General features: G+C 40.0%; 23 protein-coding genes. 5 read left to right on the top strand and 18 right to left on the bottom strand.

Annotation, left to right across the window (positions count from 1 at the left end; all coding sequences use genetic code 11):
* Positions 1-450 precede the first annotated feature (450 nt).
* The gene (locus QZL88_RS05425; protein ID WP_296939014.1) at positions 451-1,185 is read right to left on the bottom strand and encodes a BT1926 family outer membrane beta-barrel protein; all 735 of its coding nucleotides are present in this window, start codon (positions 1,183-1,185) and stop codon (positions 451-453) included.
* A gap of 84 nt (positions 1,186-1,269) precedes the next feature.
* A complete protein-coding gene (locus QZL88_RS05420) occupies positions 1,270-3,048 on the bottom strand; it encodes a hypothetical protein (RefSeq protein ID WP_296939013.1) in 1,779 nt (592 codons plus the stop codon).
* Between the two features lie 251 nt (positions 3,049-3,299).
* On the opposite strand from QZL88_RS05420, the gene QZL88_RS05415 reads away from it, so the two are divergent.
* Positions 3,300-3,950, top strand: a complete 651-nt coding sequence (locus QZL88_RS05415; RefSeq protein WP_296939012.1) for a LexA family transcriptional regulator — start codon at positions 3,300-3,302, stop codon at positions 3,948-3,950.
* A gap of 47 nt (positions 3,951-3,997) precedes the next feature.
* Here QZL88_RS05415 and QZL88_RS05410 read toward each other — a convergent pair whose 3' ends face one another.
* The 12 genes from QZL88_RS05410 to QZL88_RS05355 form a co-directional block, all read right to left on the bottom strand.
* Positions 3,998-4,933 carry a putative 2-dehydropantoate 2-reductase gene (locus QZL88_RS05410; RefSeq protein WP_296939010.1) on the bottom strand — a complete coding sequence of 312 codons (936 nt, stop codon included), beginning with the start codon at positions 4,931-4,933 and terminating at the stop codon, positions 3,998-4,000.
* A gap of 173 nt (positions 4,934-5,106) precedes the next feature.
* Positions 5,107-5,862 (bottom strand): succinate dehydrogenase/fumarate reductase iron-sulfur subunit, encoded by a 756-nt coding sequence (locus QZL88_RS05405; protein WP_006798461.1) that lies wholly within the window; start codon positions 5,860-5,862, stop codon positions 5,107-5,109.
* 52 nt (positions 5,863-5,914) lie between these two features.
* Complete coding sequence (locus QZL88_RS05400) at positions 5,915-6,268, bottom strand: four helix bundle protein (protein WP_291108331.1); 354 nt, start codon at positions 6,266-6,268, stop codon at positions 5,915-5,917.
* 46 nt (positions 6,269-6,314) lie between these two features.
* Positions 6,315-8,288, bottom strand: a complete 1,974-nt coding sequence (locus QZL88_RS05395) for a fumarate reductase/succinate dehydrogenase flavoprotein subunit (protein ID WP_296939009.1) — start codon at positions 8,286-8,288, stop codon at positions 6,315-6,317.
* Positions 8,289-8,332: 44 nt separating this feature from the next.
* Positions 8,333-9,034: a succinate dehydrogenase cytochrome b subunit gene (locus QZL88_RS05390; protein ID WP_006798463.1), complete on the bottom strand. Its 702-nt coding sequence runs from the start codon at positions 9,032-9,034 to the stop codon at positions 8,333-8,335.
* Positions 9,035-10,103: 1,069 nt separating this feature from the next.
* Positions 10,104-11,150, bottom strand: coding sequence for a gliding motility protein GldN (gene gldN / locus QZL88_RS05385; RefSeq protein WP_296939007.1), 1,047 nt, complete (start codon positions 11,148-11,150; stop codon positions 10,104-10,106).
* Between the two features lie 64 nt (positions 11,151-11,214).
* Positions 11,215-12,639 (bottom strand): SUMF1/EgtB/PvdO family nonheme iron enzyme, encoded by a 1,425-nt coding sequence (locus tag QZL88_RS05380; protein WP_296939006.1) that lies wholly within the window; start codon positions 12,637-12,639, stop codon positions 11,215-11,217.
* Positions 12,640-12,790: 151 nt separating this feature from the next.
* The gene (locus QZL88_RS05375; RefSeq protein WP_296939005.1) at positions 12,791-13,744 is read right to left on the bottom strand and encodes a type IX secretion system membrane protein PorP/SprF; all 954 of its coding nucleotides are present in this window, start codon (positions 13,742-13,744) and stop codon (positions 12,791-12,793) included.
* 191 nt (positions 13,745-13,935) lie between these two features.
* Entirely contained in the window at positions 13,936-15,627 is a 1,692-nt protein-coding gene (locus QZL88_RS05370) for a hypothetical protein (protein ID WP_296939003.1), read from the bottom strand.
* 101 nt (positions 15,628-15,728) lie between these two features.
* Positions 15,729-16,934, bottom strand: a complete 1,206-nt coding sequence (locus tag QZL88_RS05365) for a DUF763 domain-containing protein (RefSeq protein ID WP_296939002.1) — start codon at positions 16,932-16,934, stop codon at positions 15,729-15,731.
* A gap of 20 nt (positions 16,935-16,954) precedes the next feature.
* The gene (gene miaA / locus QZL88_RS05360) at positions 16,955-17,869 is read right to left on the bottom strand and encodes a tRNA (adenosine(37)-N6)-dimethylallyltransferase MiaA (RefSeq protein ID WP_296939001.1); all 915 of its coding nucleotides are present in this window, start codon (positions 17,867-17,869) and stop codon (positions 16,955-16,957) included.
* A complete protein-coding gene (locus tag QZL88_RS05355; protein WP_296939000.1) occupies positions 17,869-18,420 on the bottom strand; it encodes a hypothetical protein in 552 nt (183 codons plus the stop codon). The genes miaA and QZL88_RS05355 overlap by 1 nt, the downstream gene beginning before the upstream one ends.
* A 202-nt stretch (positions 18,421-18,622) precedes the next feature.
* Here QZL88_RS05355 and QZL88_RS05350 point away from each other — a divergent pair, with 202 nt between their 5' ends.
* Positions 18,623-19,093: an outer membrane beta-barrel protein gene (locus QZL88_RS05350; RefSeq protein WP_296938999.1), complete on the top strand. Its 471-nt coding sequence runs from the start codon at positions 18,623-18,625 to the stop codon at positions 19,091-19,093.
* A gap of 64 nt (positions 19,094-19,157) precedes the next feature.
* On the opposite strand, the gene QZL88_RS05345 is transcribed toward QZL88_RS05350, so the two are convergent.
* Together QZL88_RS05345 and QZL88_RS05340 are read right to left on the bottom strand one after the other, a co-directional pair.
* The gene (locus QZL88_RS05345; RefSeq protein ID WP_296938998.1) at positions 19,158-19,676 is read right to left on the bottom strand and encodes a hypothetical protein; all 519 of its coding nucleotides are present in this window, start codon (positions 19,674-19,676) and stop codon (positions 19,158-19,160) included.
* A 78-nt stretch (positions 19,677-19,754) separates the two neighbouring features.
* Positions 19,755-21,212, bottom strand: a complete 1,458-nt coding sequence (locus QZL88_RS05340; RefSeq protein ID WP_296938997.1) for an ATP-binding cassette domain-containing protein — start codon at positions 21,210-21,212, stop codon at positions 19,755-19,757.
* Positions 21,213-21,499: 287 nt separating this feature from the next.
* On the opposite strand from QZL88_RS05340, the gene QZL88_RS05335 reads away from it, so the two are divergent.
* The 3 genes from QZL88_RS05335 to QZL88_RS05325 all read left to right on the top strand — a co-directional run bounded on the left by QZL88_RS05335 (position 21,500) and on the right by QZL88_RS05325 (position 24,626).
* Positions 21,500-22,168 carry an OmpA family protein gene (locus QZL88_RS05335; RefSeq protein WP_296938996.1) on the top strand — a complete coding sequence of 223 codons (669 nt, stop codon included), beginning with the start codon at positions 21,500-21,502 and terminating at the stop codon, positions 22,166-22,168.
* A gap of 230 nt (positions 22,169-22,398) precedes the next feature.
* Positions 22,399-22,755 carry a BlaI/MecI/CopY family transcriptional regulator gene (locus QZL88_RS05330; RefSeq protein ID WP_296938995.1) on the top strand — a complete coding sequence of 119 codons (357 nt, stop codon included), beginning with the start codon at positions 22,399-22,401 and terminating at the stop codon, positions 22,753-22,755.
* 32 nt (positions 22,756-22,787) lie between these two features.
* Positions 22,788-24,626: a M56 family metallopeptidase gene (locus QZL88_RS05325; protein WP_296938994.1), complete on the top strand. Its 1,839-nt coding sequence runs from the start codon at positions 22,788-22,790 to the stop codon at positions 24,624-24,626.
* Positions 24,627-24,668: 42 nt separating this feature from the next.
* On the opposite strand, the gene QZL88_RS05320 is transcribed toward QZL88_RS05325, so the two are convergent.
* Complete coding sequence (locus QZL88_RS05320; RefSeq protein ID WP_296938993.1) at positions 24,669-25,943, bottom strand: peptidase U32 family protein; 1,275 nt, start codon at positions 25,941-25,943, stop codon at positions 24,669-24,671.
* A gap of 145 nt (positions 25,944-26,088) precedes the next feature.
* Positions 26,089-26,880: a tetratricopeptide repeat protein gene (locus QZL88_RS05315; RefSeq protein WP_296938992.1), complete on the bottom strand. Its 792-nt coding sequence runs from the start codon at positions 26,878-26,880 to the stop codon at positions 26,089-26,091.
* Positions 26,881-26,883: the final 3 nt, after the last annotated feature.

Below are 26,883 nucleotides of genomic sequence, written 5' to 3'. Positions count from 1 at the left end.
CGCTCTTGTGACCGTTGGTTGTTACCTTTTGTGTTTTAGCGTCTCTGCATAAAATACAGTTGACTGCTAACTGTTGACTGTTAACTGATACATGTGTTACCTTTGTTACCTTCTAGCTCCTCCAACCTCCCTTAGGGGCAGAGCTGTTAAGTTTTAAAATTTATGCCCTCTTTGTCATGTTGAACGGAGTGAAACATCTCTTGTAAGATAAGAGATCCTTCGTTTCACTCAGGATGACAGTAGAAAATAACAGAACAAAGCAGACAACCTAACAGCCCTGCCCTTGGAGGTTTGGATGACGCGTGAGCATTCCCCCTCTGGGGATTAGTGGGTCAATTTCTGTTACTTTTGTTACTTTTTCCCTACTACCATACAAAAATAAGGGAGGCTTTCCTCACGGAAAACCTCCTCTCTCACATTAATTATCTTAACTAATTAGTAACAGATTGTTTAAAATCTGATTCCTAATTTTATCATTGGTTGTGATAAGATTGAAAAAGAGTGACTATCTGATGATAGCAAACCCAATCCCGCTTGAGGACGGATGCTGTAAGTCGAATACTGATAAGCCACCGGACGAATATCGAATCCTAAGAATAAAGCAGAATTCATAAAATAGTCCGCCCCTACAACCGGAGCCACCTTCAAGGCATAAGCTTCACCTACACTTGCACCCAGATAGTCTTCACTATCTTCGGCATTTGCAGAAACACGGCCATAAGCGTAACCGAATTCACCTCCTACCCGCAGGTGCAATTGATCCCATTTCGTTTTGAAATAATGATCCGCACCTACTGTTACCGAGAATTGAATATTGTCTCTGCTAGGTACAGCATTATAGGTAGGAATATCGCCCGATTCTGAGCCAGTGCCGGTAACCTCATTATAAGCCGGATTGTGGCTGAAATTAAATCCTCCTGTCAATTTTAGCGCCCACTTATCCGACACAAACCATCTGCCTTCTATATCCAATATCGGATTCTTATCGAACCAAGCCGATGTAGATGCCGATAATGAATAGGCCGGATTGTTGGGAGCCGGAGAGTCTGTCCCGATATATGACCCGACCCCAAAGTTGACCGAAACCATCCAGTCGCCTTTTTTCGGAGCCACGTCACTTGAGTTTTGAGCAAAAGCCGAAAAAGCAAAGGACAGGAGCATTGTTAAATATAATATTTTTTTCATTTTAGCTTCTGTTTTTTATCAGAATGAGCTGAGGAAGGAATATTGTTTCCTCAACTCATTACCGAATGGGTTTACTTTTCGTAGTTACTTAGTTCTTGCGTCAACTATAGCTTTTGCTGCATCGGCTTGTTTCTGAGCTACACCCAGTTCGACTGTAAGTTTAGCGATTTCAGCTTCCAGTTCTGTGATATCAAGTTTCAGGAGAGCAATATCAACAGTTTTAGTTTCTTTGATTTCATTGACATCCCTGTTCAATTGTGCTATAGAGTTGGTGTTATCAATGTTGACATCTTCAAGTATCTTAATCTGATCTTTTATGTAGTCAAGGCTAACTGAACCTTCGCTGTAATATATGTTGCTCAGCTTATCCATTTCGCTTTGTAAGGCATCAATCTCGGCGCGCAGGTCACTATAGGTATCCTGAGCTGTTTCCATTGCGGCGAATGCTGTATCAAAAGCTGTTTCCAAAGTGCGTGGAGCATTCGAATCATTATTGTAAGCTGCTATGGCTTTTTCCAGGTCTGCAATATCAGATTTGTAATCTGCAACGTATCCTTTATAATACAGGATTTGAGCTTGATAATTATCCAGATCGTTCTGTGCATTTGTATATTTAGTATTAGCATCATTCTGTGCTGTAATAGCTGTATTCCATGCAGTCAAAGCTGTTGTGACAGCAGCATCTGCTGCATCCTTCTGAGCTTGAGTTGAAGCCGGATTATCATAAACTGCATTTCTCTGATCTACAGCCTTATTATATGCTACATACGCGTCATCTGCAGCCTTCTGTGCAGCCAGATAAGCATTATAAAGACTTTCTATCTCCTGCTCTGCTTTATTATACTTAGTTTCCCATTCTTTCAGAGATTTCTCCATACTGGTAAGGCTAGTCTTTCTATCTGTCAGATTATTTTTCAATTCGCCTACAGTATAGTACTCTACGATAGATATCTGCTTGTCATAATCATAGCTCAAATATCTTTTTACTGTACCAAGCTCTCTGAAGTCCTCAACTTTCCCTTTAGCTGCATCCGACGCATCGATAGCAACATCCAGAGCTTTGCGAACATCTACAGACTTGTTATAGATAAGGTCATCTTTTTGTTTCTTCAATTCAGCTATCTCACTTTCAATATCGGTACCACCTTTAGCCAATAACACATTCCAGTTTGCGATTTCGATCTTATTAGCTTCAATAGCCTCTGTAATATTGGCAATTTGTTCGTTCTTGTATTTAATCTGAGTTGCAGCAAGTTCTTCTTTCGAAGCTGTCTTATCTGCTAATAAGGCATTCATCTTAGTTAAATCAAGATTCTTCTTAGCTATTAGAGTTTTTTTCGTATTTACTTCTCCAATGAAAGTACTGTATTTATTGATTGCATCGGTCAATACAGGATCATCATTCTTAAGTTTCTCCAATTCATTTTGTAAATTTAAGAGATCCATTTCTGCCTGGATTTTCATCTGATCCAGCTTGTATTCTGCAGCCTTTACAGCTATATCAGCATCAGCTTTAGCTTGTCTGGCAGCTTCTTTTGCAGCTTCAATTTCGGCAGCCCATTTTTCTTTGTCGGCTTCTGTTTTTGCAGTCTGATAAGCTGCTTCAGCTTCTGTTAATTTAGCTTGTGCTTTTGCAGCTTCAGCCTGCGCATTTTTCAATGCAGCTTCAGCTGTTGCAGCTATTTTTGCAGCTTCAGCCTGTGCTGTAGCCAGTGCGGCTTCAGCTTTCATCTGCTCGGCACGGGCTCCCCGCAGATTAGTTACACTTTGAGATTCGGAATCATCAACGCACGATGTTGTAGAAAATACAATTCCTGCGCACGCTATAGCCAATACAGGAATATAAAGCTTAAGTTTTTTCATAATAAAAAAGCTAGTTGTTAATAAATTAGTTGTTTATCAATTCAGTTATTTATGTGATTGTATATGTTGTTTTTAAATATTAAAATATATCAAAAAGACATGTTTCTACGATAATTATCTAACTTTACTTGTTTATATATTCTGTAGATAAATAAACAATATCTACCAATACAATATTTGATTGCAAATATACAATTTTATATTGTATAACAAAGTTTTTTTGATATTATTTTAAAATTTGTAAAAGGAAAATGAACGACAACTGGGATAGACTTGTAAAAGTTATAGAATCAACGAATCTCTCTATCAATAAATTTGCAACATCAATAGGGCTAAAAAGGTCTGAAAACTTGTATCGGATAAAAAAAGGCAAGAATTCAATAAGTAAAGATTTGGCAGAGCAGATTACAACTAAATATTGTAGTATAAGTAAAGCTTGGCTACTTACAGGAGAAGGTACAATGTATATCAATGAATCGGGAGATAAAAAAGGATCTTCATCCAAAAAGAAGATACCTTTCTATGATTCTATAATAATGGACTCGGATGAGCAAACCGAAATTACTCTTCCTGAGCCTCTATACTATATTGAGGTACCATCATTAGCTAACTGCGACCTGGCGGCACTCTTTGTAGGAGAATCGATGAAACCGGAGATACCATCGGGGTCAATAGTTGCATTAAAAGAAATAAATCTACATCTGATTCTCCCGGGAGAAATGTATCTGATCGTAACTGACAAATATACAACAATCAAATATATAAGAATTGTAAATGAGAACAATTCTTTATTGCGGCTCATTCCTCGTAATACCGAACATTATGATGAGATGCTTCTGGATAAATCTTTTATCCGCCGCTTATTTTTAGTTAAAGGTGTAATTTCTACGAAAGTACTATAAATTATGAAAAAGAAAGGCTGATTCCCAACCGTCAGCCATTCTGCACACTACCTGCTACTAGATAAATACTGTGCTTCAATAAACTGCAATTGACTCTTTAGCATAGCCACGCGAGACATTTCATACCCTACACTTTCTGCGTCAGAGATAGGACGTGAATATATATACTCAATCTCCAGAGGTCTCCGATAATCAAAATCCAGTTTCATACTGGGAGAGTATGGTGTCATATGTCTCGTCATCTCCAATATGTCCCTTGCATAACTTTCGGGTATAGAAAACCTGCCCCGGCCAACAGAATTAGCTCCATGTACAACTTCGAGCATAATGCTGTAAAGTAACTCTGTCATAACCGGATCACTCATTAAATTAGCGGTGGTACTATTCATCACAACTGTCATTCCATTATAAGGGATATTCCAGATCAACTTCATCCAGCGGGCTTTCTCCAGTTCGAGCACCTGTGTCTTTACTCCGGATTGTATGAGATCATTGCATACCTGCTCTAAAATATCAGGATTAGCACACGAATAAGAACCGATATTGAGGTGTCCCTCATCGAAGTGCCCGATATGTCCCTCACCTATTTTGCTGGAACAAATAAAAGCAAGACCTCCGGCAATATTCAGTCCCGGAAAATCCTTTTGTAAATCGGCTTCCAGTCCCAGGCCATTCTGAATAAGTATAACTACCGTATCTTTATGTAGCAGAGGTGGCAAAAGTTCTTTTAGTAACTTATTATTTGTTGTTTTTAAGGCAACAAGTACGACATCGCATTTCGGCATATCCGATGTTGAATTATATGCGTGTACCGACTTCAAATAAAAATCCCCATGAACAGAATCTACTTTTAAGCCATTTTTTTTCACATACTCATAGTCGGAATGAAGCAAGAAGTGAACTTCCTGTCCCGAATTAGCTAATCTACCTCCGTAATAACCTCCTGTGGCTCCTGTGCCTACTACTGCGTATTTAAGTGACATAAAATGATTTTCTTAAAAAATAATTTAATTAATAAATATAAAATGTACGAAAACCTTACTCTAAGGTCAACCTTCGTCATCTCTTTACCTATAGATAAATTTTCCTTTCAAATATACAAAACAAAAAGCGACTATCTACAGATAGCCGCTTTCAATTCTATAATCAAAACTTACTAGTCTTTGAATTTTGCTTTTAGGAACTCGCGGTTCATGCGGGCAATATTTGCAATAGATACGTTCTTCGGACATTGTACTTCACAAGCCTGTGTATTTGTACAGTTACCGAAGCCAAGTTCGTCCATTTTGCTAACCATTGCTTTTGCACGGCGTGCTGCTTCTACACGTCCCTGTGGAAGAAGCGCCAACTGGCTTACTTTAGCGGATACAAACAACATAGCCGATCCGTTCTTACATGCAGCAACACATGCTCCACAACCGATACATGATGCTGCATCCATAGCTTCGTCAGCATCTGTCTTAGGAATAGGTATTGCATTAGCATCCGGTATACCTCCCGTGTTTACACTAACATAACCTCCTGCCTGCATGATTTTATCGAAAGCAGTACGGTCTACCATCAAGTCGCGGATAACAGGGAAACCTGCCGAACGCCAAGGCTCAACTGTAATGGTTTCACCATCCTTAAATTTACGCATATGCAGCTGGCATGTTGTAATATCTTCGTCCGGTCCGTGAGGATGTCCGTTTATATAAAGGCTACACATACCACAGATACCTTCGCGGCAGTCGTGATCGAACACGACAGGCTCTTTGCCTTCGTTGATTAAGTTTTCATTCAAAATATCCAACATCTCAAGAAAAGAACTTTCTGTAGAAATGCCTTTTAATGGATATGTCTCAAAAGCTCCTTTTTCCTGAGGACCTCTCTGACGCCAAACTTTTAATGTTATATTGATTAATTTTTCCATTTTTTTGAGTTTTTAGATACGAGATACGAGATACGAGATACGAGATACAAGTTTATTGTTTTAAAGAATTTATTAAAGCTGACAACATTTTAATTATTTCGTTAAGTAAAGCATTCAGCGTTTGGTACACAATTTCTGATAAATATTCTAATTCTCTGGAAATTATCATTTGTGTTTCCAATTCCGAGGCAGAACCTAAAGCAATGTATACAAAATGTGTACATTCTTTTTTTGAACCTCTACCAAATCCTTCTGCTATATTGGAAGGTACAGAAACAGATGAACGCCTCATTTGAGAAACTAAGCCAAATAACTCTTCATTTGGAAAGGATTTAGTTTCAACATATATCTGTTTCACCAAACTGATACTCTTCTGCCAAACAATCAAATCCTTATGAGTTCCCATTTTCAAAAACTTGTCTACTCGTTTACTTGTTAACTCGTCAACTGATTTAAGCCTTGTAATTTCTTTGTTGTCTAACTACAAATTCATAGTCGAGAGGTTCCTTCACAAGCTCAGGAGCTTGCTCTTCACCTTCATATTTCCAGCAGGCAACATAAGAATAATGTTCATCATCACGCATAGCCTCACCTTCCGGTGTCTGATATTCTTCACGGAAGTGGCCTCCACAAGACTCATTACGATTCAATCCATCATATGCCATCAATAAGCCTATCTCGATAAAGTCTGCTAAACGCAATGCTTTTTCAAGCTCAGTATTCAGGCTGGTAGCTTCACCTGGGATGCGGACATTTGACCAGAATTCCTTTTTCACAGCTTTCAATTTCTCGATTGCTGCTTCCAAAGATTCCTTTGTACGGCCCATACCTACAAAATCCCACATGATAAGCCCCAATTCCTTATGGATAGAGTCAACAGAACGTTTCCCCTTAATATTCATTAATTTGGCAACTTTCTCCTTAATATCATTTTCTGTCTGAGCAAATTCAGGCAGATCGGTGCTGAAGCGAGGAACAGAAATCTGGTCGGCCAGATAATTCTGGATTGTATATGGTAATACGAAATATCCGTCAGCCAATCCCTGCATCAGAGCAGATGCTCCCAAGCGGTTAGCTCCATGATCAGAGAAGTTAGCTTCACCAAGAGCAAACAAGCCTTTGATAGAAGTCATCAACTCATAGTCTACCCAGATACCACCCATTGTATAGTGGATAGCCGGATAAATCATCATCGGTGTTTCGTATGGATTTTCGTCTACAATTTTGTCATACATCTGGAACAGGTTACCATATTTGGCTTCAACCACGTCTCTTCCAAGACGGTTGATAGCATCAGAGAAATCAAGATAAACAGCCAAGCCTGTAGAACCTACACCAAAGCCGGCATCACATCTCTCTTTAGCTGCACGTGACGCAACGTCACGAGGTACAAGATTACCGAAGGCCGGATAGCGTCTTTCCAGATAGTAATCCCTGTCTTCTTCTTTCAACTGAGTCGGTTTCAGTTTGCCTGCACGGATAGCTTCAGCATCTTCTTTCTTTTTAGGAACCCAGATACGTCCATCGTTACGAAGCGATTCTGACATCAGAGTCAGCTTAGATTGGAATTCACCGTGAACAGGAATACATGTCGGGTGAATCTGAGCGAAACAAGGGTTTGCGAAATAAGCACCTTTTTTATAAGCCTGTATTGCTGCCGAACCGTTCGAGCCCATTGCATTGGTAGAAAGGAAGAATGTATTACCATATCCACCGGTAGCAATAACGACCGCATGTGCTGCGAAACGCTCAAGTTTACCTGTAACAAGGTTACGGGCAATAATACCACGTGCACGCTCTTCTCCGTCTTTGTCTTTGACAAGAACAACATCGAGCATCTCATAGCGGGTATATAGTTTCACGCTACCTTTGTGTACCTGACGGCTCAATGCAGAATATGCACCCAGTAACAATTGTTGGCCTGTCTGTCCTTTAGCGTAAAATGTACGCGACACCTGTGCACCACCGAACGAACGGTTGTCAAGCAAGCCTCCGTATTCGCGGGCAAAAGGAACTCCCTGAGCCACACACTGGTCGATGATACTGTTTGCAACCTCGGCAAGACGGTAAACGTTTGCTTCGCGGGCACGGTAGTCACCTCCTTTGATAGTATCGTAGAAAAGACGGTAAACCGAGTCACCATCATTTTGGTAATTCTTTGCAGCATTGATACCTCCCTGTGCTGCAATCGAGTGTGCACGGCGAGGAGAATCCTGAATACAGAAGTTAAGAACATTGAAGCCCATTTCTCCAAGAGAAGCGGCTGCCGATGCTCCTGCAAGACCTGTACCTACTACAATAATGTCGAGGCGACGTTTGTTAGCAGGATTCACCAATTTCTGGTGCGCCTTATAGTTGGTCCATTTTTCTGCCAATGGTCCTTCAGGTATTTTTGAATCTTTTTTTGGATCTAGTATATTACTCATATCTGTTTTTCTTTTAATCTTTAACAAAAATAATCAGTGCCTACTTAACAAAACGGACAAAGTAAATGTCTTGCATAAAAGTAGATGGTTACAAAAGCAAATGCCAGACAAATAATAGTGGCAAGTACCTGACTGATCACTTTCCAGCGATTCATCCAAACCAGATTGTTCCAACCGATAGTTTGAACTGCACTCCAAAATCCGTGAGATAAGTGGAACCACAATGCAACATACCAAACAAGATATGCGACCACAACCCAAGTCTGGCTGAAATAATACTTGATAAAAGCGGCTCCATCCTGAGGAGAAACCATTTCGCCACCAAGTGCCACTTCGTGATGTCCCATCAGTTCGGTAAACATCATCTTATACCAGAACTGGCTAAAGTGAAGCACCATGAAACCAATGACAATTACACCCAGGACAAACATGTTTTGTGATGCCCACTCCACATGTTTAGGACGTACGTTTACTGCATAAGCATCACCTCCGCGGGCCTTACGGTTTTGTAAAGTCAGAATAAGAGCGTAGATGAAGTGGATGGCAACAAGCGCACCCAAAGCAGCAGTTCCCGCTACAGCATACCAATTAGCTCCTAACAAAGCACAGATGGTATTGTAGGCATCCTCCGAAAATACAGCCGTCACGTTCATCGAAGCGTGAAACAGCAAAAACAAGATAAGAGCGATACCAGTGATACTCATTATCAACTTCTTACCAATAGAAGATTTAAGTAACCAACTCATAAATTAAAATTGTTTTTAGTTATTTAGAATAGTTAAATTTTTAGCTGATAGTGATAGAAAATAACCATATGCAATTGCTTTTTTCTATTGTCATGCAAAAATAGATTAAATAAAGGGATTTTCAAAAGAAATGGAATGCGTTTTTGATTAAAAAGTAAAATGATTTGTTAATCCGTGAACATATTTTTTACTATATTCTATTTTGTTCACAGCTAGGGATTACACTAATAATCATAATGTAAATTTTGAGTGGAAAAAGCAACAGAAAGTAATTAATAACGAAGAATGAAAAATTAATAATCCCTGTAAATCCAGATTTGCTTTTCATCTCATTAATGACGCTTTATTCTAATTTTATATTCTCAACTATATTTAGTTAAAAGGTAACAAAGGTAACACTATTTACAGTTAACAGTAAACAGTTAGCAGTCAACAGAAATACAGTTCTCAACTTATTACTTATTGCTTAAAACTCATTACTTGTTAAAAAGGTAACAACCAACGGTCACAGGAGCGTAGCGTATGTAAAGGTTACACTATTTTCAGTCATTGGTTAACAGCCGTCGGTTAACAACTTGTATCTCGTATCTTATCTACTCGTATCTCATATAACTTTCAACTTATTACTTTCAACTCATAGCTTGTTAAAAGGTAACAAAGGTTACACTTTTTCTATCTATTACTTTTACTCTCTCTGTAGCCAGCCCTCGGGGCAGGTCTGTTAAGCTCTAAAATTTATACCCTCTTTGTCATGTTGAACGGAGTGAAACATCTCTTGTAAGATAAGAGATCCTTCGTTTCACTCAGGATGACAGCAGAAAGTAACAGGATAAAGCAGAGAACTTAACAGAGCTGCCCCGAGGGGAGAATTGAATTGCAAATCGAAGGAGTCAAAATCGGCAGAGCGAAGCGGAGCCAATGGAGGGGCTAATCAATACTTCAAAGAACTATTTTCTGATGAAAAAATACATCAGCGATATTCTATAGATAAAGTTTCAGTGAAAGAATAACAAAAAGCAGCAATCTAATGACCGCTGCTTCCTTATATTTGTTATTTAACCAGAACTTTTTATCTTCTGTCGCGAGCTGAATAAGTCGCATTAGATGAAGAAGATGATGATTTTGGTTTGCTGGCTTTTGAGGTCTTTGCTTTCTTCGGATTCATATCCCCTGCCGCTTTTATAGAGTCATTGATAACCCATAGGCCTTTGTCGAAATCTTTCAGTTGGGTTTCGATACTGTCCTGCGCATGTTTCAATGCCTCCGGAGTAGTAAATTTCTCTTGCAGGAACTTATTCTCCATATTGGTCGTCTTATATATCTCTCCTTCGTATAGTCTGAGCCTGAAATAATCGTCGATGGTTTTATTCATTACATTATTCAGGTCGGAAGTCATAATCGGCATACGCGCTGCATATGGCCTTACATATTCGTATGGTATCCAGAATTGCGGTTCGCGGGAACCTGTAGCCGAAACAGATGCGTCGAGGTCGTCATCACCAAAATAACGTTGGCGGAACAAGACCGGGCATATGGCCACTGTTTTCACTCCTAGTACTGAATTCGACTGGTCGAAATACCATGCTTCTTTTATGTAATAACCTAACGCTTCATTGCTGGGAATACTAAACTCGTCGAATGTATAGATACTTCCGTTTTTCTGATATGGTATTTCAAGCCGGTTGAGCACATCGCCGAAATCTATAATCAAGTTATCCGTAAATAAATCCTGTCCCTGATTCCAATCGTATCCGATAAGGCTTCCGTTAGCCATCAGTTTAAAAATCATTGTGTACAGGTTCATTTTCTGCCCTACGGGCTGTACCGGATATAGTAATGCTGCATTTTTGCCTTTAGTCAGGTCCAGAAACCGGTATACTTCGCGTATCCATGTGGCATTTGCCAGATCCTGTGTCTGATTTTCGTTCATCATTTCGGCACGAACGGATAATTGAGGAACCTTAGGGCCATTGTTCTGACCTTGCGCTCCTTGTTCTTGCTGCTGTTTTCGAGCCAGTCTGTCGCGAAGCGATTCCTGCTGGTTCTGCGCCTGTATCATATTGGTCAGGCCGAAGAAGCAGAGCAATATTGTTGTTATATGGAATATTCTTTTCATTATTTTAGTTACAAGTCGCTTACGCCATTATTAATTATTAATTATTCATTTTTAATTAATATCTTCATTTCTTTGATTTTGCAAAGCCTATTTGTGTTCTTACACATCTGAATCCGATGTAAGAGCGTGGTTGGTTCTGGAATTCACCTTCTCTCATATCTCCTCTGATATTGCGTCCTATGTCTTTCCACGAACCGCCTTTTACAACTTTTTTCTTTATAGCATAAGGGTCTTCCTTTGCTGCATCGTATTTGTATTGCGGATTCATATCATTCATCAGTTCTGTGCCTGATTCTGTATAAGATGTCGATGTCCATTCCGATACGTTTCCTGCCATGTCGTATATCCCAAAGCGGTTTGGAATATAAGATGCTACACGCGAAGGTATCAGGTTTCCGTCTTTGGTATAGTTTCCTTCTCCCGGTTTGAAGTTAGCCATGAAGCAGGCTTTTTCGTCCATTGTGCCTTCTCTGTCCCATGGATATTTATTCTCGCTACGCCCGTTTCGTGCGGCAAATTCCCATTCACCTTCGGTAGGTAAGCGGAAATTCTCTATCGGCCGGGCATTCTTCTGTTGTCCCATACGGTAAAACATTGTACGCCATTCGGCAAAAGCTGTAGCCTGTTCCCACGAAACGCCGACTACAGGATAGTCGTTGTAACCCGGATGAGAGAAGTACATCCTCATATAAGGCTCGTTGTACGCATTATTGAAGTCATTTACCCAAACTGTCGTATCAGGATATATATTTACAATCTTGGTGTGGACAAAGTCGAAGAGCGAACTCAAAGGGCGGACGATTGTTTCGTTCACCGGAAGTCCTTCTTCATTTATATATGCTGTATCTTTCGAAATCATTACCACTTGGGTGGGATCTACAGTTATGTCCGTATTTAAAATCCGGTCTTGTGGATTCAGCCTGTTTCTGCGTTTGGCCGCTTCCGTATAGTCGAACCATTCGTATTTGAAATTCATTTGGGTAGGATCCAAGCCTCTCTTTCCTGTGATCGGATGAATGGTAGTTACACTGTTGATGGCACGCTCTTCCTCTTCCAAAGGTCTTTTGGGGATTGGCTTTTTCCAGTCCAAATAAGGTTTTACAGGTTCACCGTAACGGTCTTCAGTTATTTTGAAGGTTTCATCACCTCCGAAAGCCGGGTCTGCCAAACGTTCTCGAATAATAGAATCCCGTACCCAATATACAAACTGGCGATACTTAGAGTTAGTCACCTCGGTTTCGTCCATCCAGAAGTTATCGACGGATACACCTTTCGGATTGGCTTTTATATCCCACAGGGAATCGTTTTCGGCAGGGCCCATTTCTATCGAACCTCTCGATACCAGTACCATACCGTAAGGTGACGGTTCGGCCCATGATGAGCCTTTTTCGCCCGTTACTTCACCGCCAATGCCTGAACCACCTGTCGACCTTCCGCAGGAAGCCAGTAATACAAGTGAAGCTATAGTTACAAAAAACAGTTGTTTCATATATATGTCTGTTAGCCTTCGGCTACTTATTTTTTAGGCTTGATGTTAATTGTTTGTCGTAATTTTGTAAAATATATTTTTTAATCTGCAAGATACAAATAAACAAGTTGTATTGTAATGATAGCAATTCATAACTTATAATTTATAACTTTTATAATATCCTTATACTCTTGCTTGCTTTTACTTCCCGTTTCTTTTGTAACGGAATGCTGTAGCGTATAAACAGCTCATGGCTTCCATGACTGACTGTCGACACATCCGATGTCAATAAGTCGTATGAATAGCCTGCGTCTATGTTCCTTATTTTTACGCCCAACAAAAATACAAAACCTTCGTCTTTTCTCCAAGATATTCCTCCATTGAACAGCTTATTATATTCAATTTTTGCCGTAATATCAAACTGATAGGTCACAGCATCAGATTTAAAGAAGGCAGAAGGCTGCAATTCTATCAACGGATTATTCAGCTTTATATTGTATCCCCCCATCAAATAATAAGCACGGCCTACGAAAGCCGAACTGTTGTCGTTCAGGTCAAACTTCGGTTCCCAAAGGTGGGTAGCCGATAATCCTATATAATAGTTGGGAGCAATCCATGCTATTCCCAGCCCCGCATCAATGATTTTACTCCCCGCAGCCGAGGGGAATGCAGGATCCTGATCTCCCGGGGTATGGTAGTCGCTGTTAGGGATGCGTATACCGGCAGCATCAAAATTCACATTGAGCAAACCGCCTTGTAATCCTATATGCAATACCTTATTGTTCTTAAACTTAAACTTATAAGCATATTGTCCGAGAAAATATGTGTTAGAAAACAGTCCCGCTTTTTCGTTTGTAACTATAGCTCCAATACCATGCTCTTTCCCTAAGAAATTAACGGGCATATTCAGTGAAACAACAGAGGTGACGGGGGCATTGGTCATACCTACCCACTGGCGGCGGTGTAGCATTGAGCTTTCTATATTGCCCGTTTCGCCGATAAAGGCAGGATTGTAGAAGTTTTTCATCCGCCAGTACTGGCTTATCTGGGCATCCCACTGTCCGTAAACAGTACTGAAACCAAAGACAAGAAACAAAACGGATAATATGATATATTTAAACCTCATTCACAAACTTAGTGGATTATGGTATGCAAAGTAACGATAATTTATTTGTAAAGGTCTCAGACTCATTTATTATTTTTGTATTTACAACTGCAATAGCTACTACTGATTTGATAGCGTACCTTTAAACTTTATACTGTTACTTATCAACGGTTAAACACCTGATAAATTGTATAGTTCAGTCTTCGATACTTTTAATTCTTCTTTTCCCTGAAACCTTCCTGCAAAGTTTTACCTCTCATCTCCAGATTCTTTATATAATTATTGCTGCATGGTAAAGCATGATCGTAGCAACCACCATCAAGGGGTTTATAGAAGTCTATATTGTTCAAATTGAATACTTCCATTGTTACGGGATATTTGTCGAGACGCGTTTGTATACTTTGCGGCTTACGGAGTATTTCTGTATAAGAAACGTAAGGTTCTTTTACAACAAGGAAGTAACGAACAGATAATACGCCGAAATAGGCTATTGTAGCTATCAGCAATACATTGGTTGATAGAAACCTGGCCGGATTTTTCAAATCTTTGAATAGCAGATATACAGGGATGGAAAATATAATAGCTATAAATCCATATCCGAACCTTACAGCCGGAGCCATTACCAACCAGAATATAAAGGCCATCAGCCCTATAATCCAGACAAGCAGTAGCGTAGAATAATTTTTTATAATTCCTTTCTTTCTAAATAATGCACCTAGCATCAGCAGTGGAGATGCCAGTCCTGCACCTGCAATGCAAATATCCAGAGGATGCCTTTCACCCAGCCATTTCTGGACTTTTACCGCCAAGGGCATATCCAGAATATAATCACTGGAATTATACATGGCATCGTAACTGATGGCGAAAGATTCGATATACCGTTTCGATTCTATGGAGTATTCAACAGGTAGTTTCCAATCGAACGTGAATAAGTCGACAGCAGGGTAGGGGTGTATCAGGTAGCCCGATATGATAACATTGCGTACCAGCCATGGGGCAACGACTATCAGGGCAATAATGCAGATAAATGTAGTGGCTTTATAATCTTTCTCTTTGATAAGCAGAATAAGAAGATACAGTGATACGAGGCATATAAATACAGTGGATACTTTCAGCGTAATGCAGAATATCGGTATCAGCCAGAACAGGATACTTTTCTTCCTGAGGTTTTGCTGGTCTGTCAAAAGCATAAACAACAGGTATATAATAAGTAAATTGGGAAGCAAATCGGCAGAAGAACAACCTATATGTGTTTTATATTCCATAAAGAACGGTATGAATACTGCGATGAATAGCGCTGTAAGGAATAACTGACGGTGGCTTGCCTGCCTTACAATATATATCATCATAAATGCCATGCATAGTGCATTTATCCCAAATACAAATTCACTGAATAGCGGGCGCAGGCCAAATACAGAGCATAAGAGGAACAGGTTGCTGTTGAAACCGAAACGTTCTTCCAGATTTGCCAGTCCGGGCACAACATGGTATTGCTCATTCCACAATATATTTTGCATGTGATAATAGTATATATCAGGGAATTGAGGCGGAACCAGGAAGAATAGCATAAATAGTAATCCGGCAGAGCCGATTAAGATAATCTGTAATGGCGACAGGCTTTTGATTGTTGCACGTCCTTTGCTTACGATATCTTTTCTTCTGACAGCAATCAGATAGAAGACTGAGATTACACCCAGAGCAAGGGCGATCTTTATATCGGAAGGCAACCAGATGGATGATATACAGATTATTGTCCCGGTAACACACAAGCCGATGAGAAATGTCTCAAAGAAAGAATAGCTTTCTTTCCTTTTCAGGACTTTCGAATAAAGGCTGATGAAAATATCTCCAAATGAGAAGAAAACAAGTGTTGTTAAGACCCAGCATACTATGGCGGCAATCATTCGGCTTATTTTAAAGTTTTATAAAGAGACTGCAAAATTACGAATTTATTCCGTGAAACAAGCATACTTCGCTCTGTATTAAGCAGAATCTAATCTTGTAGTCAGTCCCACAGTTTCAACTGCGTCCCTTCGTCCTTCGGTTTTCTTGCATCACCGAATACGGTTTTACCTCCATATTTGTATGAAGTATTCCGCTCGTGTTGTACCAAGTCGTCAAAGTAATTGCTCGGGGTATATCCTTTCTCCATATCCTGCGATATTTTGGAAAGGTTTTTGAGCGCCTCCGATTTGTCTTTATCTCCCAGTTTTGCCTGATGGATAGCTTTGTCGAATATTTCGATCGTCTCATCATATACCTGGGTCGGAACCGGGAACGGATGCCCGTCTTTCCCTCCGTGTGCGAAAGAGAAGCGTGCCGGGTCGGAAAACCGTGAAGGTGTGCCATGTATCACTTCGCTGACCAGAGTAAGCGATTGTAATGTGCGTGGTCCCACACCTTCGAGCAGCAAGAGTGATTCTATATCAGAAACATTGGTTTCGTGGGCAAGAATGAGCGCGGCTCCCAGACGTTTCAGATTTACATCTTCGGATCGTACGTCATGATGGTTCGGCAAAATGATGGAAACCTCATTTATCAGTTTATCCGGAGTTTCTTTTGTCAGTTCCATTATCCCCTCTTTTGTTGGTACAGCGAGCTTATCTGTCAGGTTTAGTATTAAACCCTGATTCTTTCCGCAGACAGAAGTATGAGGCTCTTCCATAAAGGATTCAAGTGACGACGAAAGCCAGTGATAACGCCGTGCCATACGGTTGTTCCCATTCATGCCCTGCTGGATAACAGTCCATTCTCCATCGATGGTTACAACAAAAGAATGCAGATATAGTTGGTAGCCATCCTGAACGGCTGTGTTATCCACCTTAGCCGATAATTTACTGTTTCTAACCAGCTCATCTCCGTCTAAACCGGTTTTATTAGCTATCTCGATAAGTTCGGCAGGTGTTTGCCGTGACGATTTTCCACGTCCGCCACAAACGTAGATGCCCAACTCGGCAGAACGTTTGTTTATTGCCTTTTTCAAAGCATTCATCACAGAGGTGGTTATTCCCGACGAGTGCCAGTCCATACCCAATACACAGCCTAATGACTGAAACCAGAACGGGTCGCTAAGACGCTGCAACAATGCCGGGCGCCCATATTCGATAACGATGGCTTCGGCAATGGCTCCGCCCAGAAGGCTCATTCGCTGAGCCAGCCAAGGGGGCACAGTTCCATAGTGGAGGGGTAAGTCGGCGTGTCCTCGTTTCATACGTCTAAGGTAGGAAAAAATTACAGATGATTACCAGCTATAGAAATTATTTGCAGTAAAGCTTCTTCTTCAGTTGTTTCCGACAGGTTTATCCAGTGTATATCTTTATCCCGCTTAAACCATGTCATTTGTTTACGGGAATAGATGCGGCTGTTTTGTTTAATTTTGTTAATAGCGAAATCAAGGGTCCATTCACCGTCGAAGTGTTTAAACAGTTCTTTATATCCTACTGTATTCAGGGAGTTGAGCTGGCGTTGCGGGTAGTATTGTTTCGCTTCTTCGAGCAGGCCTTGTTCCATCATCTCATCCACCCGTCGGTTGATACGTTCGTAAAGCTGTTCACGTTCACGCATCAATCCTATCTTTACGATATTGAATGGTCGTGGCTTCTTTGTATTGGTACGGAAAGAGGAATATGGTTTGCCTGTCATCAGGCATACTTCCAGTGCATGGATCACCCGTTTGTGATTTTTGAGGTCTACTATGTTGTAAAAATCAGGATCGAGGGCTTTTAATTGTGCACGGATAGGTTCTAATCCGTCTTTTTCGTAAAGGTCATATAACTCTTTCCTTAGTTCCTCGTCTATTGTGGGCACATCGTCTATGCCGTTACACAATGCATCTATATACATCATGGAGCCACCTGTGGCAACCAGGACGTCATGTGTCTTATGCTGCTCAGCTATTATATCCAATGCATCCCGTTCAAATTCGCTGGCACTGTAATAGTCTGTGATACCGAGCATGCCAACAAGAAAATGCCGCACTTGCGACAATTGTTCTGTCGTTGGTGCAGCAGTACCTATTTCCAATCCTTTGAAGAATTGCCGCGAATCCGCTGAAATGATAGGTGAATGATAGTACTCTGCAAGGTTGAGACTAAGCGCCGTTTTCCCTACGCCTGTAGGGCCAAGCAGGACTATAAGCTGTTTCATCAATACTCCTCGTCGCTCGGTAGCGGGGCATTATCCAGACCATCGAAACCTTCAGCGTCGAGTTCGTCCATGTCATAGCCTTCGTCACCATAGAAATTCTCACCTATATCGAGGGTGGTAGATGTGGCCGCTACAGTGTCGAAATCAACGACCTGTGCAGGCGGATTACCAATAGATTTAGTACAGATGGCTTCATCGAGATTCTTTCCTGTGATAATTTCGCGTAATTCCATGAAGAATGCGCGTTCGGTCAGATAATCGAAAACATACATCAGTTTTTGGCGTTCATCTTCCAGAAAGTCGTTTAATATAGATGCCTCCATCGTATAGGAATCTTCTTCGGGGCTTGTATCCATTTCCACCAGGGTAATTTCCTGCTCTTTTTCCCAATCGTCGCTGCAAATGAAAAATGAAGTCATTTCGCCTTCTTTGTAGTCGACCGATTTGACTATAGCTTTGTGCAGATCAAAGAATGTAGCATCTGCATCTATCTGAATTTCACGTTTGAAGTCTTCTACTTCATCCGATAAAAGTAAAAATCTGAATACCATTTTTAATAGACTTTTTTAATCCTAATTCAAAAGTAATAATTTTTTTACAAAGAGCATAAAAACGCATAAAAAATGAGTTCACCAAAGGGATTCTTTTCTTGATAAGTAATACCAGTGAATGAACCTAATTAATAATTCTGTTGTTATAGATTAAAGAAAATCGATAAAGATTCACTTATTTATAAACTAATTTTATCACAAAATGAAAAAATTACTCTTAGTATTAGTCCTGGCAGGGCTCTCTATTGGGGCTTTTTCTCAAAGCGGTTCCAAGTCAGTATTAGTTAAAGCCGGATATCAAACGGATTATGAAAGATTTGGTTTAGGTGTTGAAGGACGCTATTCTATTACCAACAATCTCCGTCTGGCTCCTGATTTTACTTTTTATTTTCCAAATAATCATTTGACCGGATTGGATTTTAATGCAAATATACATTATGTATTTCCTATACAGAGCGGTTTTTCATTATATCCATTGGCTGGTGTTGCCATGGTAAATAATCGCTTATCTATTGGCGGATATTCCGATAGCAGTACTGATTTCGGTGTGAATATAGGAGCCGGAGGTAGTTTCGATATAGGTAATAATGGTTATTTGAACGTAGAATTTAAATATTCGTTCCAGGATGTAGATAATGCCAATATCATGTTGGGATATGGTGTGAGATTCTGATTGCCGGATAAAATAAAAGAAGGGGATAAGCAACTGTTGTTTATCCCCTTCTTTATGTTCTGTATTATTTAACAGCGAACTTTACAATTGAATTGCCATTATAGAAAGCAACTGAATCTATGCTTAGGCTTGCATCGAAGGTGAAAATTTTCGCTGGAGTTATTGTAAACGAGCGTTCGGCAGATTCCTGCATGATGGAGTATACTATATTGAGTGTTCTCCCTTTCAGGTACGAACTGTCAAGCGAGATAGTGACATCATTCTTTGTCTCTGGTAAGATAATAGCACCTGCCCTTTGCGTGTCAAAATCGATCAAAGTCAATACATTATCTAATGTTTTGGCCGGGTGAAAGTGCTTGTCGAAATCCATTTCGTTCAGCAGCATAACTTCGGGAGATGTGACTCTCTTTGTTGAAAAATAACCATCTACATCTGTTAGTTCCACGTTTTTCAGATTTTGGAGATTACTCTCCGATTGAGATGCATTTACAACCGGGGCGGATTTCGGGATGTCATTACTTTTGTTTTGTCCGCATGCAGAAATCAATAAGGTCATAGCAGCAAAGTATAGTATTGTCTTCATAAAATTATATTGTTTATATTTATTTATATTAACAATTTATAGCTTGCAATGTTTAGATTATGCGGGTCAGTCTGGCGTTTATACATTTTTGGTCAGTACCAGCCGTTTATTTACAACATCAGGTATTTCGTCTTCGTAATGTGTAACATATATCAAGGATTTGTCCTTATCACAGAAATCTTCTATCAGTTTTTTTACACGTTTTTTATTCGCTATATCAAGTCCGTGAAGCGGTTCATCCAGAATCAGTAAATCGGGATTTTTTATAAATACCCGTACCAATAGGACTAAGCGTTGCTCTCCTGAAGATACATTGAGGAACGAGATATCTTTGAGGTGGCCGATATTGAAGGCTTCCATCCATTTCAGCGCAAGGCTTTCCTGTTCCGGATTGCATTTGCGGTAAAGACCGATGGTGTCGAAGAATCCTGAACCTACCACATCGAGGCATCTTACATTTTTCTGATAATATAAATGCATCTCAGGCGAAACATAACCGATCCTTTTCTTTATATCCCAGATGCTTTCTCCTGTTCCTCTCTTCCGGTCGAAGAGAGTGATGTCGTTTGCGTAGGCTTGCGGATTATCTCCGCAGATAAGGCTAAGCAGGGTCGATTTTCCTGAACCGTTGACACCTAGTAATGCCCATTTTTCGCCACGCTTTACCTGCCAATTCAGATCTTTTAGTATTGTGCGGTCTCCATAACGGATGTGTATATTTTTCATATCCGCAGCGTATTCGAAGGAATATGATTGGTTGTCGAAATCATTCTTCAGGGAAGCGATGGCCGGTTTTTCTGTTTTAGTAAATAGTAAGTCGCTCAAATCTGTATCGCTAAGAAAACTTTTACAGGATATGGCTGGCAGCACTTTTTTATTGTATACGGGTAGTACGTGCGTGATAGCTTCGGGTATATCGTGCGGATTGGAGAGAATTAGTACGATTTGCAGATTTTCCAATTCAGCCAGACGTGCCAGCAAGTCGTTCAATACATTTCGTGAAGCCGCATCCAGGCCTATAAACGGATTGTCGAGTATAAGAATGCGCGGTCTCGATAGTAATGAGCGCACGATAAGGAACTTGCGAAGCTCTCCGCTCGATAACATATTCACTTCCTTATCCATCAATTCAGATATGCCAAACCACTCCAGTAAGGTGTTCAGCCATATAGGGTCGGCTTTGGATACAAGCTCTTTGACCTGTGGTATTTCCTGTTCGTCGCCCTTGTTCCATCGTTGCTGGTAATAACTGTTTTGGGAATCAATGATGCTGTATATGTCGCGGAAGGCGACGCTTTTGGCTACAGATGATATCGACAGGTTTTCCCCTTTGCTGTTCTTGCAGATTATTTCACCGGATTTAAGGGCGTATTTTCCCAGTAGAATGTCTATTAATATCGTTTTTCCGCTTCCATTAGGACCTATGACTGCCCAGTGCTCCCTGCTTTTTATCTGCCAGTTGATGGCTTCTTCAAATTGTAGATGCTCCAAGCGGGGTATGGCCGCCGATATTTCTATGATTGTTTCTTGCTCCATTATTTTTTTTTGTGAAATGTATAAAAGAGTAACAAAAGTAGTGTTTTATTTATATTTCACTGTTTGTTGCTTTTTATCAATATAGATTATTATCTGTCCTTAAAGTTGGATGAAAACGATTCTACCTCCGATTAAATAGCTGAATTACTCATATTTATCGTTAAAAATGAATCTTTTCATAAAAAATAAAAAATAATTTGAGAATAATGTATAAATTTGTATTCTAGAAAAAACTTTTGAACTCACTAAAACTGTAAATAGGTATTACCTTAACACCATATGAAATTATGAAAATGAGATTTTTATTACTGCCAATCCTGTTTTGGGTACTGACTTTTTCTTTAAGTGCGCAAGACAATAAGGCTAATCCGGACCCTTGCAATTGTGAAACTTCCAGAGATTCTATACTTCTCCAACTGAATAGCGGAGAGGAAGTGATAGTGGTAAAAAGAAGTGCACAACAATTAAGTGTGAGCCAGTCGAATATGGCTAAGCGCAGAAAATATTTCGATTGTCCCGATATTTTTGCTCCTCCGGCTCCACAACCCGAAGACCCTAAAATAGAAGTTACTCAACCGACATTACCTCAGACCCCGGCTCCTGAACCTCCTGTAAAAGGTAAGCCATTCTTTTTGCCTGATCCGGTATTTTTCCGAATCAATAAATGGGTGATAGATCAGGCAGAGTGGGCTAAAATTGAGCTTGCTGTTAATTATCTGAACGCAAATGCGGGATCTACTGTAGTGGTTACAGGTTACGCAGATAAGAAAACCGGTAATGCGGCAATTAACCTGCGTCTCTCTAAAGAGAGGTCAAATGCAGTGGCAAAGGCGTTGGAAGAAAAGTATGGTATCAATAAGAATAGGATTTCCGTTAACTGGAAAGGTGACGGGTTACAACCGTTCGAACTTGACAATGACAAAAACAGGGCGGTACTATTCCTGATAAATCCATAAAAGAGATACTTATATATAGAATGAGAAGACCGCTGATTTAGCGGTCTTTTTTGTTTTGATATATTGTAATTGATTGATTTATAGATTGGTTTCTTGTATGTGGCCAAATATCTCTATCTTTACAGTAAGGTTAATTATTGTTAACTATAGTAGTTTAACTGTTTTTTATAGTTGTTTTACTGGAAAATATAGTTACGTTTGTGGTATAGTTATTATAAAAGAATATTTCCATGAAAAAACTGACGCAAAAAGAAGAAGAAATTCTAGCTTGTTTCTGGAGTAACGGCCCGATGTTTGTACGTGAATTACTTGATTTGCAAAAAGAACCTAAACCCCATTATAATACCCTTTCCACGATTGTGCGTACACTGGAAGAAAAGGGATATATAGGCTATAAGGCTTATGGGAATACATATCAGTACTATGCTCTGGTCTCAGAAGACGATTACCGTAAAAGTTCGCTCAGCAATGTAGTAGATAAGTATTTCGACAATTCGTATACACGTGTTGTTTCATCGTTGATCGAAGAAGAAAAGTTATCGATAGATGAACTGCAGGAATTAATCCGCCAGATTAAAAATAAATAGGGCAGTATCAATACCTTAATATCCCGGAAACAATGGAAGCATTTCTTCTCTATATATTCAAAGTCACTGTGTGTCTTACTCTATTTTACATTTGGGTGAGAGCTATTCTTACGAATGAAACTTTTCATCGTTTCAATCGCGCGGTTATCCTTATTGGTACGCTGGCATGCTTTACTTTGCCTCTGGCAGAGATGGATATTCAAGAATACAGTACTATTCAGAAACCCTTTGTCCTCATAGAAGAGGCCCTTGTTCCTGTTGAAGAATCTTCTCATCCGGAATTATATCAATATGAAGTGAGTGTATTACCTCCCTTGTCTGAACCTGAGAATCCGGCAGTGTCAATTGGTATGGTATTGCTGCTTATATACCTGATAGGTGGCGGAGTTAATCTGATAATACTGATCAGGTCTATTTATTCGATGTATCGCCTTATCCGGGGGGGACGTAAGATTGTACAGGACCGGTATATATTTGTTGTCGTTTCTTCCGATATAAATCCCTTTAGCTGGGGTAAATACATTGTTTTGTCAGAAGCGGATTATGCCGGTAATTCTTCTGAAATTATAACGCATGAGATGGCTCATATCAGGCATCGGCATTCTATTGACCTGATTTATATGGAACTGGTTGTCCTTGTACAATGGTTCAATCCGGCTGTATGGCTGTTGAAAAGGGAATTGAAAGATATACACGAATATCAGGCCGATATAAGTGTTTTAGAATCCGGTATCGATGCAACAAAATATCAACTCCTATTAGTGAAAAAAGCCGTTGGCGCAAGCTCCTACACTCTAGCCAACAGCTTTAACCACAGTAAAATTAAAAAACGAATTACTATGATGTTAAAAGAAAAATCAAACAAATGGGCACGGTTGAAGCTCTTATTATTGCTCCCGTTAGCTATACTTACTGTATACGCTTTTGCCCGGCCTTCAGTAAATGAGCCATTAAATACACTCATCAATTACGAAAGTACAAATATTTTGCAGAAAACAAAAATTGCGGAAGATACAGGTGAAGATTATCAGAAGAAGGGGAAGCCTGACAATTACAATCCGGCTTACTATACAGTAGACGGAGTGAAAGTCTCCGATGCCGAATATAAAGAATTGAAGGCTAATAGTGTGGAGATAATGGAACCGGAATATGTGCCTTTTGCCAAAGGTAAAGTAATAAAGATGCAAGGCGTCTTCAATACCGGCATGAAGTCTCCCGAATATCTCAGGGAAATGTTTATAGATGGAAAATCTCCTGATAGGTCGCATGTGTATCTAGTGGTGAATGGTACAAAATATGAATATGAAGAAGGCCGGGAAAAACTGGTGGTTACAAAACCTATGGATCCAAAGAAGCCTTTTAAGTGTCAGATAGTTAGCAAGGATGGTACTAAATCGTCTCCTGTATTTGATGTTGTCCGTTTTGCTCCGCCTTCGCCGCCTTCTCGATACTATCATAAAGGCGTTGTGAATACGAAGCAACAAAGAGACAGTGTAAGTAAGGTTCTCAGCCAATATATAGATGACACCGGCTATAAATCAGAAGCAAGAATCGGTAATCCTCCGACAGGTAAGTTTGAAGTAGTGATGATGAGTGACGCACGAGATTTGGAAAACAAAACTACAGTTTTCCCAAGGTCATTCAATAAGAAAGCAGACGGGAATAAGTCGGGTTATCTTCGTATTTATTGGTATGTAATAGACGGTAAGAAATATTCATGGAATAAATTTATGGATAAATGCCGTTATGGGAAAGTCTTTTTTGACAGGAGTAAGATAAAACCGCAAGATGGCAAGATAACAGAGCTATATGGAATTACTACAGATGGGGCTAAGACTCCGGGTTTCTACATGGTAGGATGTAAAGAATAAAAGTAAAAGGCTGCCTCAATTGCTAATGGGGCAGCCTTTTTATTATACTTTCTCTACAAATTTCTTTTTCCGTTCCACTTTTACGAGCTTGAAAAGCTTATCCGACGGGCGGATTTTATCATTCACTTTTATAGAAAATTTCTCGCCTTTAACTGTTTCTTCAACAGATTTGAGGTCAACACGAATCTCTTCTATTGTTTGAAAGACGGCTCCGGTAGTGGGCCCTGTAATCAATATTTCGTCTCCGACTTTCAGCGACTGGGTTTCCATCAGAAATTCTGCTACGCCCAGATTGGAGAAGTATTTGATTCCTTTAGCAATATACACTTTCCGTTTGGTCGCCCCCGAGCCGTAATTACTGGACCATTCGCCGAGTCTTTGCCCCAGGTAGTAACCATCCCAGAATCCACGGTTGAAAACAGTAGCCAGCCGTTCATCCCAGTTCTCAACTTTTTCTTCAGTGAATGTACCTTCACAATAGGCTTTTATGGCCTCCTTGTAACATTCTACTACGGTACGCACATATTCCGGACCGCGGGCTCGTCCTTCTATTTTGAATACACGTACACCTGCATCCATCATCTTATTCATGAAGTGGATTGTTTTGAGGTCTTTGGGCGACATGATATATTCGTTATCTATCTCAAGCTCTATATCCGTTTCTTTATCTTTTACAATATAGCTGCGGCGGCATATCTGGTTGCATGCACCACGGTTTGCCGACAGGTCACGTTCGTGCAGGCTGAGGTAGCATTTGCCCGATACGGCCATACAGAGCGCGCCGTGTGAGAACATCTCAATGCGGATAAGATCCCCGTTAGGACCTTTTATATTCTGTTCTACAATGTCTCTATAGATAGCTGCTACCTGATCGAGATTCAGTTCGCGGGCTAATACCACCACATCGGCAAACTGTCCGTAGAACTTCAATGCTTCTGTATTGGTAATATTCAATTGGGTGGAAAGGTGTACTTCCACACCTATACTACGGGCGTACATCATTACCGATACATCGGACGCGATGATAGCTGATAATCCGGCTTCTTTGGCGGCGTTTACTATCTGATGCATCAATGAAATATCATTATCATAGATAATGGTATTGACTGTAAGATAACTTTTGAGCCCCTTCTCCTTACATATAGATGCTATTTGTTTCAGATCGTCGATAGTGAAATTATTGGATGACCTGGCACGCATATTCAGTCCTTCGATGCCGAAGTATATAGAATCAGCTCCTCCTTGTATGGCTGCAGAAAGAGAGTCGTATGACCCTACAGGTGCCATTATTTCAAAATCGGATATATTATTTTTCATTATGGATGATTAAATATTTTCAATGTAAGATACAGGATGTTTCCAGATAATAAGAGGTCTGATCTGAAAAAGATGTGCAAAATTATACTTTTTAAACCGAACAGACAACTTTGGAGTATAGATAGCACCTATGCTTTCATTAATTTTATATATCAGCTATCTTTTCTTTTGTTGCGCGTATGCTGATTTCTATATCATTCTTCATATCGCTATCGCCGTCTGTATCGAGATTTTTCAGTGCCGACTGGTAATCTTTCAAGGCCTCTTGGTAATTGTCCAGTTCGTAATGTGTGTTTCCTCTGTTGTACAAGGCTACAGGTGAACCTTCTAACTTTATAGCTTCATTAAAATCGGCTATAGCCTCTTCGTAATGCTCCATTTTTTCATGGGTAAGCCCCCTGTTATTGTAGGCGCTGGCGTAGTCGGGTAGCAATTCTATAGTCCGGTTAAAGTCATTCAGAGCTTTTTCATATAATCCGATATTACTGTAAATAGAACCTCTGTTGTAATACGCCATTCCGTCTTTAGGATCGAGTTCTATAATTTTAGTACAGGTATTAAGTGTCTCCATTTCGTTGCCGGTCTGGTAATAAATAGTAGCAAGGTGCATATATGTTTTTACCAGTACTTTGTCCCGCCATTCAGTATCTTTCTTATATTTCTGATCGTTATTGATGCGTTCTATAAGATTGGTCAGCATATTTATTTTCTGCTGAGGAGCGGATAGCTTATTGAGTGCAATATAGACGTCATTGTTAAATTTTACCAGACTTTTTTCCCCTTGTTTACGCCTTTTTGCAATCAGGAAAAACATGACGGCAAAGAGTATAAACATCAGTACAAACATGGCAATAATACCTGCTATACCGAATCCGGCGATAGAACTTACATTACAGGATGTGAACAAGAATGGTATGGATATTGATATATATTTCATATG

Source organism: uncultured Dysgonomonas sp. (assembly GCF_900079725.1).
GTDB lineage: Bacteria > Bacteroidota > Bacteroidia > Bacteroidales > Dysgonomonadaceae > Dysgonomonas.
This window is presented reverse-complemented; position numbering and strand designations above follow the sequence as displayed.